Origin of the sequence: Streptomyces kebangsaanensis (assembly GCF_001906585.1) — a bacterium.
Taxonomy (GTDB): Bacteria; Actinomycetota; Actinomycetes; order Streptomycetales; family Streptomycetaceae; genus Streptomyces; species Streptomyces kebangsaanensis.
On the sequence record NZ_JUJA01000034.1, the window covers coordinates 16,521 to 32,581 of the forward strand.

Here is a 16,061-nt window from a genome sequence, read left to right on the forward strand (position 1 = left end):
GAGCCGGGCCGCGAGGCGTTCGGCCGTGTCCGCGTCGAACAGGTCGGCGTCGTAGGCGAGGTCGATGCCGAGCCGGTCGCCGAGGTGGGCGCGCAGGCACAGCGGGAAGGTCGGTGCGTCGTCGGCACGGACCTCCTCGACGCGCACGCCCGTCCGGGCCGTGGCGGACTCGTCGACGGGGTAGTTCTCGAACACCACCATGCTGTCGAACAGCGCCTCGCCCGCCGGGACCTCGCTCAGCGCCTGGATGCGGGGCAGCGCGAGGAAGTCGAAGCGCCGGGCGTCGCTCTGCCGCTCCTGCACGCCCCGCAGCCAGGACGCCACTCCCCCGCCCGAGACCTCGATCCGGGTGGGCACGGTGTTGATGAACATGCCGATCATCGCCTCCACGCCCGGCAGTTCGGCCGGACGCCCGGAGACGGTCGTGCCGAAGACGACGTCGTCGCGTCCGCCGTGGCGGGCCAGCAGCAGCGCCCAGGCGCCCTCGATCACGGTGTTCACCGTCAGCCCGGCCCGTGCCGCCGTCTCCCGCAGCCGCACCGAGACCCGCTCGTCCAGCTGCCGGCGCACCGTGGCGGCGGCGCGGGCGCGGTGCGCCTCGGCCGGGGTGCGGTCGTACGGCAGCGGGGTGCGGGCCGGGAAGCCGGCGAGGGCGCCGGCCCAGTACGCCTCGGCCGCGGCCTCGTCCTGGTCCCGCAGCCGGCGCAGGAAGTCGGAGAACGGGCGCCGCACCGGCGCGGGGGCCTCGCGGCCGCCGGTGAGCGCGGCGTAGCGCTCGCACACCTCGGTGAGCAGCTGCCCGGTGCTCCAGCCGTCCAGGATCAGGTGGTGGGAGGACCACAGCAGCAGGATCTCGTCGCCGGGCAGCGCGGCCAGGGTGATGCGGGTGAGGGGCGCGGTGGTGAGGTCCATGCCCGCCGCGCGGTCGGCGGCCAGCAGTTCCCCGGTCTCCCGCTCGCGCTGTTCGGGCGTCAGGTGCCGCCAGTCCAGGTGGGTGACGGGCAGCTCCACGCGGTGGTGGACGACCTGGACCGGGTGCGGCAGGCCCTGCCAGTGGACGCTGGTGCGCAGGGCCCCGGTGCGGTCGGCGACCTGCTGCCAGGCCGCGGCGAAGGCGTGCGGGTCGGCCACCCCGGACAGCCGTACGGCCGTCCGGTCGAAGTAGGCGCCCGCCGTGTCCACCAGGCCGTGGAAGAGCATCCCGGCCTGCAGGGGCGTCAGCGGCAGGACGTCCGCAACGTGCCGGCCGTCGCCCACGAGTCGGTCCAGCTCGCTCTGGCCGAGCCCGGCGAGCGGGAAGTCCGACGGGGTGCGGCCGCCCGCGTCCGGGCGGGCGCAGTGGGCCGCGATGTCGCGCAGCGCCGCGCACATCTCGTCGGCGAGGGCGCGGACGGTGGGCTCGTCGTAGACGGCCGGCGGATAGGTCCAGCCGAGTTCCAGGCGGCCGTTCTGGACCACGCCGGTGATGTCCAGCAGGTAGGGGCGGGGCGCTTCGGGATCGGTGTCGGAGCCGGCCGGGGGCAGGGCGGCGCCGTAGAGGCCGCTCCCGCCGCCGTCGGCGTCCCACCGGCCGTGGTAGTTGAAGCCGACCTGCGGCATCGGGGCGGCGGCCAGGGGGCTGTCGGGCAGCAGGTGGCGCAGCGCGCCGTGGCTCAGTCCGTGCAGGGGCACCGCGCGCAGTTGCTCCTTCACCGAGCGCAGGGTGTCGTGCCAGCCGGTGTCGGGGGCGACGCTCAGCGCGAGGGGGAACTCGGCGGTGAACCAGCCGACCGTCCGGGAGAGGTCCACGCCGTCGAAGAGGTCCTCGCGGCCGTGGCCCTCCACCCCGACCAGCACGGTGTCGCGCCCGCACCAGCGGGCCAGGGTGCGGCCGAGGGCGCTGAGCAGGACGTCGTTGACCTGGGTGCGGTAGACCTCCGGTACCCGGCGCAGCAGGGCCTCGGTCGTCTCCGGCTCCAGCTCCACGGTGACCGTGGCGGCGGTGCCGTGGGTGTTGGGGCCGGGCCGGCCCGCGGGCAGGCCGGCGGGGGCCGTCGCGGTGCGCTCCCAGTGGGCGAGGTCGCCGTCCAGGGCGCCGGAGCGGGTGTGCGCCTCCAGCCGGGCCGCCCAGTGCCCGTACGCGGTGGTGGCCGGGGGCAGGTCGACGGGCCGTCCGTCGGCGGCGCAGCGGTGTGCGGTCTCCAGGTCGGCCAGCAGGATCCGCCAGGAGACGCCGTCGACGACCAGGTGGTGGACGGTGAACAGGAGTTGCGCGGGCAGGTCCGGGCCGCGGTCGAAGAGCAGGACGCGCACCACCCGGCCCTCGGCCGGGTCGAGGGAGTCCCGGGCGGCGTCCGCCGCGCGCCGCACCTCGGCCTCCAGCGCGGGGCCGTCCAGGCCGGTCACGTCGTGGTGGGTGAGGATGCCGTCGGGGACGTCCGGCAGGACTTCCTGGCGCCGGCCGTCGCCGGTGCGGCCAAAGCGGGTGCGCAGGGCCGGATGGTGGCGGACGAGGGCGTCGACGGCGGGGCGCAGGGCGGACCGGTCGGTTCCGGGGGCCAGTTCGATCCGCTGCGACATGGTGAAGCGCAGCGGGTCGCCGGGGCGGCGGTCGTCGAGGTACCAGCGCTGGATGGGCGTGAGCGGCGCCTCGGCGGGCGGAGCCGCGTCCGCCGCCGCGGGGGCCGCCTCGGTGACGCGGAGGGCGAGTTCGGCGACGGTCTGGTGGCGGAAGACGTCCTTGGTGGTCAGCGCCAGTCCGGCCCGGCGGGCCCGGGAGACGATCTGGATGCTGAGGATGGAGTCGCCGCCCAGCGCGAAGAAGTTGTCCCGCGCGCCCACCCGTTCGACCCGCAGGACGTCCGCCCAGATCGCGGCCAGCGTCTCCTCGGTGCCGGGGCGCGGTGCCACGTACGTCGTGGCGGGGTCCGGTCGCGCGGGCGGGGCGGGCAGGGCGCGCCGGTCGGTCTTGCCGCTGCTGGTGCGCGGGATCCGCGCCAGCGGGACGAACGCCGCCGGCACCATGTGGTCCGGCAGGGTGCGCCGGAGCGCGAGGCGCAGTGCGTCGGCGGTCGGGACGGTGTCCCCGGCGGGCACCAGGTGGGCCACGAGCATGAGCCGGCCCGCGTGTTCGCGTGCCGTCACGACGGCCTCGGACACGTCCGGGTGGGCGAGCAGCGCGGCCTCGACCTCGCCGGGTTCGATGCGGAACCCGCGGATCTTGATCTGTTCGTCGGCGCGGCCCAGGAACTCCAGCATCCCCCGTTCGTTCCAGCGGGCGCGGTCGCCGGTGCGGTACATGCGCGTGCCGGGCGGGCCGGCCGGGTCGGCGAGGAAGCGGGAGGCGGTCAGGCCGGGGCGGCCCAGGTAGCCGCGGGCCACCTGCGCGCCGGCGAGGTACAGCTCGCCGGGCACGCCGGGCGGCACCGGGCGCAGGGCGCCGTCGAGGACGTGGGCGCGCAGGTTGCGGCCGGGGCGCCCGATGACCGGCCGGTCCGGGTGTTCGGCGCAGCGCCCGTACGTGGCGTCGACGGTGCACTCGGTGGGCCCGTACATGTTGTACGCGGTGACGCCGAGGCCGGCGGCGGCGCACAGCTCCCGCCAGGTGTCGGGGCCTATCGCCTCACCGCCGACCAGCAGGACGCGCGGGTGGTGGCGGCCGGGTGCGAGGAGTCCGGCGGCGGTGAGTTCGCGCAGGAAGGACGGGGTGACGTTCACCAGGTCCAGTTGGTGTTCGGTGATCCGGGCGCAGAACGCGTCCGGGTCCAGGCGCACGTCCTCGTCGACGAGGTGGACCTCCTGCCCGAGGGCGAGCAGCAGCGGCCCTTCCCAGGAGGTGTCGAAGGAGAACGAGGCGCTCAGCGCGGCGCGCAGCCGGCGCCCGTCCGCGGTGTGCGGGGCGACGAGCCCTTCGCGGTGGTCGTGGCAGAGGTTGACCAGGTGGCGGTGTTCGACGACGACGCCCTTGGGGCGGCCGGTGGAGCCGGAGGTGTAGACGATGTAGGCGGCGTGGTCCGGGCGCAGCGGGGCCCGGCGGTCGCGGTCGGTGGGGTCGTGGGCGGGCAGCCGGTCCCACGGCGTGTCGCGCAGGGCGGCGGCGGTCAGCACGGTGTGCGGGGCCGCGTCCGCCAGGAGATGGGCGACGCGCTCCTCGGGCAGGTCGGGGTCGAGGCAGAGGAGGGTGCCGCCCGCCTTGGCGACGGCGAGCACCGCCACCATCAGGTCGGAGGTGCGCGGCAGTCGTACGGCGACCACCCGCTCGGGGGCGACGCCCTGGGCGACGAGGTGGTGGGCGAGCCGGTTGGCACGCTCGTTGAGGGCGGCGAAGTCGAGCGTGGCGTCCCGTGCCACCAGGGCGGTGACGTGCGGGGTGCGGGCGGCCTGCGCCTCGAACAGGGCGGGGAAGGTGGTCTCGGGAACCGCGAGCCGCGGCCCCTGCCAGTCGTGGAGCACCCGGCGCCGTTCGGCCTCGGTCATCAGCTCCAGCGCCCGCACGTCCCGGTCGGGGTCCTGCGCCGCGGCCTGGAGCAGCAGCCGCAGGCGGTCGGCCAGGCGCCGGACGGTGTCCTCGTCGAACAGGCCGGTGTCGTACTCCAGGTGGCCGGTGACGCCGCCGTCGCCCTCCACGAAGTCGAAGGCCAGGTCGAACGTGGCGTGCCGGACCGGCGGCAGGACCGGCTCGACGTCCAGGCCCGGGAGCGTAGGAGCCTCGGCGCCCAGGTTGTGCAGGGCGACCATGACCTGGAACAGGGGGGTGCGGCTGGTGTCCCGCTCGGGCTGGAGGGCGTCCACCAGCCGTTCGAAGGGCACGTCCTGGTGGGCGAACGCCTCCAGGACGGTGGAGCGCACCTGCTCCAGCAGCGCGCGGAACGAGGTGCCGGGGCGCACCCGGTTGCGCAGCACCAGTGTGTTCACGAACATGCCGACCACGTCGTGCAGTTCGGGGCGCTCACGGCCGGCGGTGACGGTGCCGACGGCGAAGTCGTCCTGGTCGGCCCAGCGGGACAGCAGGGCCGTGCAGGCGGTCAGCAGCGTCATGTACAGGGTGGCGTCGGCCTCCCGGCCCAGCCGGCGCAGCCGGTCGGTCAGCTCGGCGGGCAGGGTGAAGGTCACCAGCGCGCCGTCCCGGGTCCGTACGGCGGGACGCGGCCGGTCGGTCGGCAGCTCCAGCGGGGGCACTGCGTCCAGCACCTGGCGCCAGTGGGCGAGTCGGTGCTCGACGCGGTCGGTGCGGGCGCGCTGCCAGGCGGCGTGGTCGGCGTACCGGACGGGCAGCTCGGGCAGGTCGGGGTGGCGGCCCTCGTGGGCCGCCGCGTACAGCTCGCCCAGGTCGCGGCCGAGGACGCCGAGCGACCAGCCGTCGGTGACGATGTGGTGGACGGCGAGGACGAGGACGTGCTCGGCGTGCTCGCCGGCGGCCAGGCGGGCCAGCCGGGCGCGCAGCAGCGGTCCGGCCGCCAGGTCGAAGGGCGTGGCGGCCTCGCGCTCCAGCAGTGCGTCCAGCGCCGCCCGCGCGTCCGGGGCCGTGGTGAGGTCGTCCACGGGCAGGTCGACCCGGTGCGGCGGGTTCACCACCTGCCGTGCCTGTCCGTCCTGTTCGGCGAACGTGGTGCGCAGCGCCTCGTGCCGGGCGACCAGGCCGTCCAGCGCGGTGCGCAGGGCGCCGGCGTCGAGCGGTCCGCGCAGGCGGAGCACGGACAGCGTCGTGTACTCGGTGCTGCCGGGCTCGAACCGGTCGAGGAACCACAGGCGTTGCTGGGCGTACGACAGCGGCGCCGGGGTCTGCGGGGCGGTCGCCGGTATCGCGTCGGCCGGCGGGGCGGACGCGTCGTCGGCCGGTTCGCCGAGCTCGGCGGCCAGGGCGGCCACCGTGGGACGGGTGAACAGCAGCCTCGGGGAGGCGCCGGGACCGAACGCGGCGCGCAGCCGGGCGGTGACGCGGACGGCGAGGATGGAGTCGCCGCCGAGCGCGAAGAAGTCGTCGCCGGCGTGCACCTCCCCGACTCCCAGCACGTCCGCCCAGGCGGCGGCGACCAGCCGTTCGGCGGGCGTGCGCGGCGGTGTCCGGTCGGGGCCGGCGGCGTAGCCGTCCGGTCCCGGCGCGGGCAGCGCGCGCCGGTCGAGCTTGCCGTTGACGGTGAGCGGCAGCGCGTCCATGGGCACGTAGGCGGCGGGCACCATGTGGGCGGGCAGCAGGCGCTCCAGGTGGGCGCGCAGCCCGGCCGCCGCGGGGACCGCGCCGCCGGAGCCGACGACGTGTGCCACGAGCCGGCGGGTTCCGGAGGTGTCCTCGAACACGCCGACCGCGGCCTCGGCGACGCCGGGGTGGGTGTGCAGGGCCGCCTCGATCTCGCCGGGTTCGATGCGGTAGCCGCGGATCTTCACCTGGGCGTCCGCGCGGCCCAGGTACTCCAGGGTGCCGTCGGCCCGCCACTTCGCCCGGTCGCCCGTGCGGTACATGCGGCTGCCGGCCGTCCCGAAGGGGTCGGCGAGGAAGCGGGTGGCGGTGAGGCCGGGGCGGCCCAGGTAGCCGCGGGCCAGGCCCTCGCCCGCCACGTACATCTCGCCGGTGGCGCCGGGCGGCACGGGCGCCAGGTCCGCGTCGAGCACGTACACCCGCAGGTCCGGGATGGCGACGCCGATGGGACTGGCGGGGCCGTCGGCGGCGGTGGCGGGGTCGAGCGGGGCGTGGGTGACGTGCACGGTGGTCTCGGTGATGCCGTACATGTTGACCAGCCGCGGGGCGGAGGCCGGGTGGCGCGTCCACCAGTCGGCGAGCCGGCCGGTGTCCAGGGCCTCACCGCCGAAGATCACCGTGCGCAGCGCGAGGCGGGCGCCGGTTTCGGGGTGTTCGGCGTCCGCGCGGATCAGCGGGTAGAAAGCGGACGGCGTCTGGTTGAGGACGGTGACCCGTTCGTCCGCCAGCAGGCGCAGGAAGTCCTCCGGGGAGCGGGCGGTCTCGTCGGGCACGACCACGAGCCGGCCGCCGTGCAGCAGCGGGCCCCACAGCTCCCACACGGAGAAGTCGAAGGCGTAGGAGTGGAACATCGTCCACACGTCGTCCGCGCCGAAGCCGAACCAGTGGCTGGTGCGGGTGAACAGCCGCACCACGTTGGCGTGCGGGATCACCACACCCTTGGGGCGGCCGGTGGAGCCGGAGGTGTAAATGGCGTAGGCGGGGCTCTCCGGCAGCGGCCGGCGGGCCGGGGCGGGGCCGGTGGCCGGGCGGCGGGCGAGGTCGGCCCCGACGTCCGGGTCGTCGAGGAGGAGGACGGGTACTCCGGTGCCGTCGGCCCGGGCCGCCGTGCCGGTCGTGGTCACCAGCGTCACCGGGGCGGCGTCGGCGAGGAGCCGGCCGATGCGTTCGGCGGGCGAGGCCGGGTCGATCGGCAGGTAGGCCGCGCCGGTCTTCAGCACGGCGAGGATCGCGACGACCTGGTCGCAGGAGCGGGGCAGGGCGAGGGCGACGAACCGCTCGGGCGCGGCGCCGAGTTCGGCGAGCCGGTGGGCGAGCCGGCCGGCGCGGGCGTCGAGCGTGGCGTAGTCCAGGTGCTCGGTTCCGCAGGTGACGGCGACGGCGCCGGGCGTGCGGGCGGCCTGCGCCTCGAACAGGTCCACCAGGGTCTGATCGGGGCGGCCCCGTTCGGTGCCGTTCCAGTCGGTGAGCATCCGCCGCCGTTCCCCGGCCGTCGGCCGGGCCAGGGCGCGCAGCGGCCGGTCGGTGCCGTCGGCCAGCTCCGTGAGCAGCAGGCACAGCCGGCCGGCGAGCGAGCGGACGGTCGCCGCGTCGAACAGGGCGGGATCGTAGGCGAGGTCGAAGCCGAGGCGTTCGCCGTGGTGGGCGCGCAGGACGAGCGGGTAGTTGGTGGCGTCGCGGGAGGTCACCCCGGCCAGGCGCACCCCGGAGCCGGCCGTGCGGGCCTCGTCGAAGGGGTAGTTCTCGAAGGCGACCATGCTGTGGAAGAGCGGGCTGCCGGACGGCACGTCGCTCAGCTGGGTCAGCTCGGCCAGCGACACGGCCGCGAACCGCCTCGACTCGGCCTGGGCGTCCTGCAGTTCCCGCAGCCACGCGCCGGCCGTGCGCCCGGCGTCGACGCGCACCCGGGTGGGCACGGTGTTGATGAACATGCCCACCATCGACTCGACGCCGGGCAGGTCGTCGGGCCGGCCGGAGACGGTGGTGCCGAACACCACGTCGTCCTCGGCGGCGTACCGGGCCAGCAGCAGCGCCCAGGCGCCCTGTACGACCGTGCCGAGGGTGAGTCCGGCCTCGCGTGCGGTGCGCGCCAGCCGGGCCGACGTCCCGTCGTCCAGGCCGGCCGTGTGCACCTCCGCGGAGCGGGCCAGGTGGGCCTCGCGCAGAGGGCGGTCGGCAGGCAGCGGGGTGGGGGTGGTGAAGCCGGCGAGGACGCCTTGCCAGTGCGCGCGGGCGGCGTCGGGGTCCTGCTCGGCGAGCCGGCGCACGTAGTCGCCGAAGGGACGCCGTACCGGCGGCCGGAACTCGGTGCCGGCGGTGAGGGCCGCGTACTCCTCGCACACCTCGGTCAGCACCTGGGCCAGGCTCCAGCCGTCCAGGATCAGGTGGTGGGAGGTCCACAGCAGGTGCAGCCCCGCGTCGGGCAGCCGGACCAGGGTCAGCCGCATCAGCGGCGCGGCGGCGAGGTCGATGCCGCGGGCCAGGTCGTCCGCCCGCAGCCGGGCGAGGCGCTCGGCCCGCTCCGGCTCGTCCAGGTCCCGCCAGTCGAGGTGGGTCACCGGCACCCGCACGTCCCGGCGCACGACCTGGAGGGGCACGGGAACGTCCTCCCAGACCACGCAGGTGCGCAGGGCGGGCGTGCGCTCGGTGACGCGCTGCCAGGCCGCGGCGAAGGCGTGCGGGTCGGCGACGCCGTCCAGCAGGAGCGCCGCCTGGTCGACGTAGACGTCGTCGTCGCCGCCGACCAGCCGGTGGAAGAGCATTCCCTCCTGGAGGGGGGTCAGCGGCAGTACGTCCTCCACGTCCCGCCCGTCGCCGACCAGCCGGTCCAGGCGGTCCTGGTCGAGGCGGGCCAGCGGGAAGTCGGACGGGGTGCGGCCGCCCGCACCGGGGCGGGCGCAGTGCTCGGCGATCGCGGCGAGCGCGCGGGTCATGCCGTCGGCGAGGGTGCGGACGGTGTCCTCGTCGTGCACCTGGTCGCTGTAGTGCCAGGTGATCTCCAGTTCGCCGCCGGCGACCACGGCGGAGACGTCCAGCAGGTGGGCCGGCGGCTCGTCGGCGGCGATGTCACGGCCGGGCGCCTCGTCCGCCGGGGCGAAGTCCCGCCCGTCGCCGGCCTCCCACTGGCCGTGGTAATTGAAGCAGACCTGCGGCAGCGGCAGGTCCCGCAGGGCGCGGGCGGCCGGGTCGGGCGAGCCGAGGCGGGCCAGGGCCTCGTAGCCGAGGCCGTGCCGGGGAACGGCCCGCAGCCGCTCCTTCACCGTCTTGAGGGTCGTGCCCCAGTCGGGCGCGTCGGACGGTCCGGCGGGTGTGAGGGTGACGGGGTACTGGGTGGTGAACCAGCCCACCGTGCGGGACAGGTCCAGCGTGTCGTCCTCGCGGCCGTGGCCCTCCAGGGCGACGGTCACCCGCTCGGTGCCCGTCCAGTCGGCGAGGACCCGGCTCAGCGCGCTGAGCAGCACGTCGTTGACCTGCGTGCGGTAGACCGCGGGCACCTGGCGCAGGAGGGCCCCGGTGGTGGCGCGGTCCACGCGGGTGCGGAGGGTGCGGACCGAGCCGGCGAGCGGGGTGCCGTGGCGGTCCACGGGCAGCGGGGTGCGGGGTTCGGCGGCCTCGGCCGTCCAGTGCGGCAGGTCGGTGTCGAGGTCACCGGCGCGTACCCGGCGGGACAGGTGCGCGGCCCAGTCGGCGAACGGCGTGGAGACGGGCTCCAGTCGGACCGGATCGCCCTGGGCCGCCTGCCGGTAGGCCTGTGCGAGGTCGGCGAGGAGGATGCGCCAGGAGACGCTGTCCACCGCCAAGTGGTGGACGGTGAGGAAGAGTTGGGGGCGCTCGCCGGGACAGGACAGCAGGGCGGCGCGCAGCAGGGTGCCGGTTTCCGGGTCGAGGGCGGCGCGGGCGGCCTCGGCGGCCTCTTCGCGGGCGGCCGTCGCGTCGGCGGCGCGGGAGAGGTCGTGGCGGATGAGCAGGCCGGTGGCCGGGCCGTCGCCGGGGTGCTGGCGCCAGGTGTCCCCCGAGCGGGCGAAGCGGGTGCGCAGCGCGGGGTGGTGGGCGACCAGTGCCTCCAGGGCACGCTCCAGGGCCCGCTCGTCCAGGTCGTGCGGCAGGTCCAGCAGCATCGACATGCTGAAGTGCCGCAGCGGGCCGTACGTGGCGAAGAACCACTCCTGGACCGGCGTCAGCGGCGCCGGGCCCTCCTCGCGCGGCCGCCGGGGCGCGGGCACGCCGGCGGTGCGCGGGGACGCGGCGGCGGCGAGGTCGGCGACGGTCTGGTGGCGGAAGACGTCCCGCGAGGTCAGGTGCAGGCCGGCCGCGCGGGCGCGGGAGACGGCCTGGATGCTGAGGATGGAGTCGCCGCCCAGCTCGAAGAAGTTGTCCGTCACGCCGACCCGGCGCACGCCCAGCACCTCGGCCCAGATGCGGGCGAGGGTCTCCTCCTCGGGAGTGCGCGGGGCGACGAACTCCTTGGCGTGCTCGCCGCCGTCGAGGTCGGGGGCGGGCAGGGCACGCCGGTCGACCTTGCCGCTGACGGTCATCGGCAGGGCGTCGAGCACGGTGAAGGAGGACGGCACCATGTGGTCGGGCAGCACGCGCCGGCAGGCCGCCCGCACGTCGCCCGCGGCGAGGTGCGTGTCGCGGCCCGCGGGGACGAGGTAGGCGGCAAGCCGGGTGTGGCCGTGCGGGTCGGTGACGGCGACGACCGCGGCGGCGGCGACGTCGGGCCGGTCCGTCAGGGCCGCCTCGACCTCGCCGGGCTCGATGCGGTGGCCGCGCACCTTGACCTGGTCGTCGGCGCGCCCCAAGTGGTCCAGGCGTCCGTCGGCGGTCCAGCGGGCCAGGTCGCCGGTGCGGTACATGCGCGTGCCGGGCGGTCCGAACGGGTCGGGCAGGAATCGTGCGGCGGTGAGCCCCGGCCGGCCCGCGTAGCCGCGCGCCAGTTGCACACCGGCCAGGTAGAGCTCGCCGCCGACTCCGGGCGGCACGGGCCGGAGCCGGTCGTCGAGGACGTAGGCGCGCACGTTGGCGAGCGGCCGGCCCACGGTCGGGCGGCCGTCGCCCTCGATGCGGCAGGCCAGGGCGTCGACCGTGCACTCGGTGGGCCCGTAGAAGTTGTACGCGGCCACGTCCCGCCGCTCGGCCNNNNCAGCTCCCGCCACAGGCCGGGCCCGACGGCCTCGCCGCCGAGCATCAGCACCCGGGGGTGGTGGCGCGGGTCGGTGAGCAGTCCGGCGGGCAGCAGCTGGCGCAGGTGGGTGGGGGTCAGGTCGAGGAAGTCGATGCGGTGCTCGACGACGTACTCGACCAGCGCGGCGGCGTCCAGCCGGGTCGTCTCGTCGACCAGGTGCAGCGGGTGGCCGTCGGCCATCAGCAGCACGCCCTCCAGTGAGGTGTCGAAGGAGAACGACGCCGTCAGCGCCACCCGCAGCGGCCCGCCGCCCGCCTCGGCGACGAAGCCCTCGCGATGGCCCGCCAGGAGGTTCGCCAGGGACCGGTGCGCCACGGCCACGCCCTTGGGGCGGCCGGTGGAGCCGGAGGTGTGGATGACGTAGGCGGTGGTGTCGGGGTCCGGCGGGGTGAGCGGGCAGGCGTCGGCGGGGTCGGCGGCGGGCAGGTCCCGCAGCGCGGCCCCGTCCAGGACGAGCGCCGGCCGGGCGTCGTCGAGCAGGAACCGTACGCGCTCCTCGGGCAGGGCAGGGTCCAGCGGCAGGTAGCCGGCGCCCGACTTCCAGGTGGCGAGGATCGCCACGATCATGTCGGCGGTGCGCGGCAGCCTGAGGGCGACCAGCCGCTCGGGGCCCGCGCCGCGCGCGACCAGGTGGCGGGCCAGACGGTCGGCGCGCGCGTCGAGCGTCGCGTAGTCCAGGGTCACGTCCCCGGCGACCAGGGCGGTGGCGTGCGGGGTGCGGGCGGCCTGCCGTGCGAACAGCTCGGGCAGGGTCTCCTCGGGCACGGGCCGCGCGGTCGCGTTCCAGTCCCGCGTCACCTGCCGCGTCTGCCGGGGCGAGAGCAGGGGCAGGGTGCCGAGCGGCCGGTCCGGTTCGGCGGCGGCGCCGTCCAGCGTGCGCAGCAGCTGGTCCGCCATGCGCTCGGCGGTGGCCGCGTCGAACAGGTCGGTGCGGTACTCCAGCAGGCCGGTCAGCCCGTCCCCGTCCGGGACGAACTCCACGCTCAGGTCGAACGTGGCGGCCCGCCGGGGCACGGCGACCGGGGTGGTGGCCAGGCCGTGCGGGTCGGGTGCGGCGGGCGGCGCGGGGTGCAGCAGGACCATCACGTCGAACAGGGGGTTGCGGCCCGCCTCCCGGGTCGCGCCGACGGCCTCCACCAGCCGCTCGAACGGCGTGTCGCCGTGCGCGAAGGCGTCGTTGACGGTGTCCGCGGCGGTGGCGAGGAGATCGCTGAAGGAACCGCCGGTCTCGACGCGGGTGCGCAGCGCGACGGTGTTGACGAAGAACCCGACGGCCCGTTCCAGGTCGGTGCGGCCGCGTCCGGGGGTCAGCGAGCCGACGGTGATGTCGTCCTGCCCGGACCAGCGGGCCAGCAGGGCCTGGCAGGCGGCGACCAGGGCGGTGAACAGCGTGGTGTGCCGCTCGGCCGCGAGGTGCTTCAGCCGGGCCGTGGTGGCCGCGGGGACGGTGAAGGTGTGCACCGCGCCCGCGCCGGACTCCTCGCCGCGGCGCGGCCGGTCCAGCGGCAGCTCGGGCGCCACCGACCCGGACAACCGCTCCTTCCAGTACGCCAGTTGACGCTCCAGTCGGGTTCCGGACAGCTGCTCGCGCTGCCAGACGGCGAAGTCCGGGTACTGCGTGGCCACCGGCGGCAGTGCGGGCCGCACGCCCCGGGCGAGGGCGTCGTAGGCGGCGCACAGCTCCTGCAGCAGCACGCCCATCGACCAGCCGTCGGTGACGATGTGATGGGCCGTCAGCAGCAGGACGTGCGCGTCGTGCGACTCCCGTATCAGCAGGGCGCGCAGCAGGGGCCCGGTCCGCAGGTCGAAGGGGCGCTCGTACTCGGCCGGCAGCACCGCGTCCAGGTCCGCCGGCTGCTCGCCGGGAGCCGTCAGGTCCCGGACGGGCAGCGGGATCGGTCCGGCGGGGTGCACGGTCTGCGCGGGCCGGCCGTCGGTCTCCTGGAACGTGGTGCGCAGTGCCTCGTGCCGCCCCACCACGTGCTCCAGCGCGCCGGACAGGGCGGTGTGGTCGAGGGTTCCGGTCAGGCGCAGCGCGACCGCGCTGTTGTAGCGCGGGTCGCCGGGGCGCAGCCGGTCCAGGAACCACAGGCGCTGCTGGGCGAAGGACAGCGGCAGCGGCCGGGTGCGGTCCGCTCGCGGGACGGCCTGCCGGGCGGTGGCGCCGGGGGTGCCGGCGGCCCGTCCGGCGAGCCGGCGGCGGAGCACTTCCTGGAGGTCCTGCGGCAGGGCCTCGGCACGGTTTCGCTTCGAAGACGTCATGGTCGTCCGGTCCTCACCGTTCTTCTTGGTCGCTGTCGCCGCGTGCGGCGTCTTCGAGTTCGCTCAGCACCTGTTCCTCCACCAGGTCCGCCAGGGCGGCGACGGTGCGGTGGACCAGGACGTCGCGGGGCGTGAGGGTCACGCCGAAGGTGTCGCCCGCGCGGGAGGCGATGAGCAGGGCGCGCAGGGAGTCGCCGCCCAGGGCGAAGAAGTCGTCCTCGGCGCCCACGGTGGTCTCCAGGGCCTCCTCCCACAGGGCGGCGACGGCCTCCTCGGTGGGTGTGCGGGGCGGCACGTGCCCGGTGGTCCGCTCCCGCGCCTCCGGGCCGGGCGCGGGCAGCGCGGCCCGGTCGGTCTTGCCGTTCTCCGTGAGCGGGAACCGGTCCAGCGTCACGAACGCCGAGGGCACCATGGGGCCGGGCAGGGTGCGGGCGGCGAAGGCCCGCAGCTCCGCGCCGGTGGGCGGCTCGGCGCCGGGCGCGGCGAGCAGGTGGGCCACCAGGCGCGGCAGCCCCGGTTCGTCCTCCCGCACGCTCACCACGGCGTCCAGCACCGCCGGGTGGCGTACCAGGGTCGTCTCCACCTCGCCGGCCTCGATGCGGTGGCCGCGCAGCTTGAGCTGGTGGTCGGTGCGTCCGAGGTGGTGCAGTTCGCCGCGGGCGTCGCGCCGGACCAGGTCGCCGGTGCGGTACATGCGGGTGCCGGGCGGTCCGAACGGGTCGGCGGTGAAGCGGGTCGCCGTCAGACCGGGGCGGCCCAGGTAGCCGCGGGCCAGGGTCGGTCCGGCGAGCCACAGTTCGCCGGGCACGCCGTCGGGGACGGGGCGCAGGCGCGCGTCGAGTACGTAGGCGCCGGTGGCGGGCAGCGGGCGGCCGATGGGCGGCGCGGTGCCGTCCGGTTCCAGCGGGTCGGACCAGGTGGCGACGACGGTCGCCTCGGTGGGCCCGTAGGAGTTGACCATGCGGTGGTGCGGTGCCCACCGGGCGACCAGTTCGGCCCGGCAGGCGTCCGCGCCGACGATCAGGGTGCGCAGGTCCGGCAGGGTGCCGGGGGTGTCCGGTGGGAGGGTGGCGAGCGCGGCGGGCGGCAGCAGGGTGTGCGTGATGCGCGCGGTGCGCAGGACGTCCGCCAGTTCGGCGCCGAGCAGCGGGCCGGGCGGCGGTACGACGAGGGTCGCGCCGCTCGGCAGGGACATGCACAGCTCCAGCACGGAGGCGTCGAAGCTGGGCGTGGCGAAGGCCAGGACGCGGTCCGAGGCGCGGACCTGGTAGTGCGCGGCCTCGGCGGCGGCGAAGCCGGCCAGTCCGCGGTGGGTGACGACGACGCCCTTGGGGGTGCCGGTGGAGCCGGAGGTGTGGATGACGTACGCCGGGTCGTCGAGGTGGAGCGGGCGGACGCGGTCGGCGTCGGTGGGCCGGTGGCCGGGCGTGCCGTCGGGCGGCGCGGCGAGCAGGCCGGCGACCTCCTCGGCGGTGAGGGTGACGGCGGGGCCCGCGTCGCGCAGCATCAGCGCGACCCGCTCGGCCGGGTAGCCCGGGTCCACCGGGAGGAAGGCGGCGCCCGTCTTGGCCACGGCGAGCTGGGCGAGGACCATGTCCACCGAGCGCGGCAGGACCAGCGCGACGAGGTCGCCGGGCCCGGCCCCGCGCGCGATGAGCCGGTGCGCCAGCCGGTTGGCGTGTGCTTCCGTCTCGCCGAAGGTCAGCGGCGACTCCCCCGTGTCGAGGGCGGTCCGGTCGGGCCACCGGTCGACCGCGGCCTCGATCAGCGCGGGCAGCGTCGCCGGGGTCGCCGGCGGCAGCTGCGGGCGTGCGGGGCCGTGCAGCAGCCGGTGCCGTTCACCGGGCGACAGCACGTCGACCGCGTGCAGCGGCGCCTCGTCGCCGGATGCGGCGAGGGCGGTCAGGGTGTGCGTCAGCCGGGCGGCCAGGGCGTGGGCCGTGGTCTCCTCGAAGTACCGGGGGTCGTAGCCGAGTTCCACGCTCAGCTCGTCGCCGGGCGAGATCACCACGGTGAGCGGGTAGTTGGTCGCCTCGCGGGCGTCGAGGTCCCGGATGCGCACGCCGTGCGCGCCGGCGGTGGCGTCGCCCACGGGATAGTTCTCGAAGACCAGCAGGCTGTCGAACAGGGACGTTCCGGGGGGCAGTTCGCTCCACTGGTGGAGGTCCGTCAGCGGCACGTGGTCGAAGCGCCGGTCCTCCGCGCGGGCGGCCTGGAGCTCCCGCAGCCACGTCGCGCACGGCGTGGACTCGTCCACGGTGACCCGCGCGGGCAGGGTGGTGATGAACAGGCCGGTGATCGTGTCGGCGTCCGTCAGGTCGGCGGGCCGGCCGGAGACGGTGGTGCCGAAGCACACCTCCCGCTCGCCGCTGAAGCGCGCCAGCAGCAGCGCCCAGGCGCCCTGCACCAGCGTGTTGAGGGTGAGCCGGTGGCGGCGGG

General features: G+C 76.2%; 2 protein-coding genes and 1 pseudogene. All 3 read right to left on the reverse strand.

Annotated elements, in window-relative coordinates; genetic code table 11:
* On the reverse strand, positions 1-11,314 hold an 11,314-nt coding region (locus RH94_RS42300), incomplete at both ends, for a non-ribosomal peptide synthetase (protein WP_234425521.1).
* A gap of 4 nt (positions 11,315-11,318) precedes the next feature.
* A pseudogene (locus tag RH94_RS42305) lies at positions 11,319-13,622 on the reverse strand (non-ribosomal peptide synthetase); the annotation flags it as partial.
* Positions 13,623-13,635: 13 nt separating this feature from the next.
* Positions 13,636-16,061, reverse strand: a 2,426-nt coding sequence (locus RH94_RS42310) for a non-ribosomal peptide synthetase (protein WP_234425522.1), incomplete at its 5' end; no start/stop codon positions are given.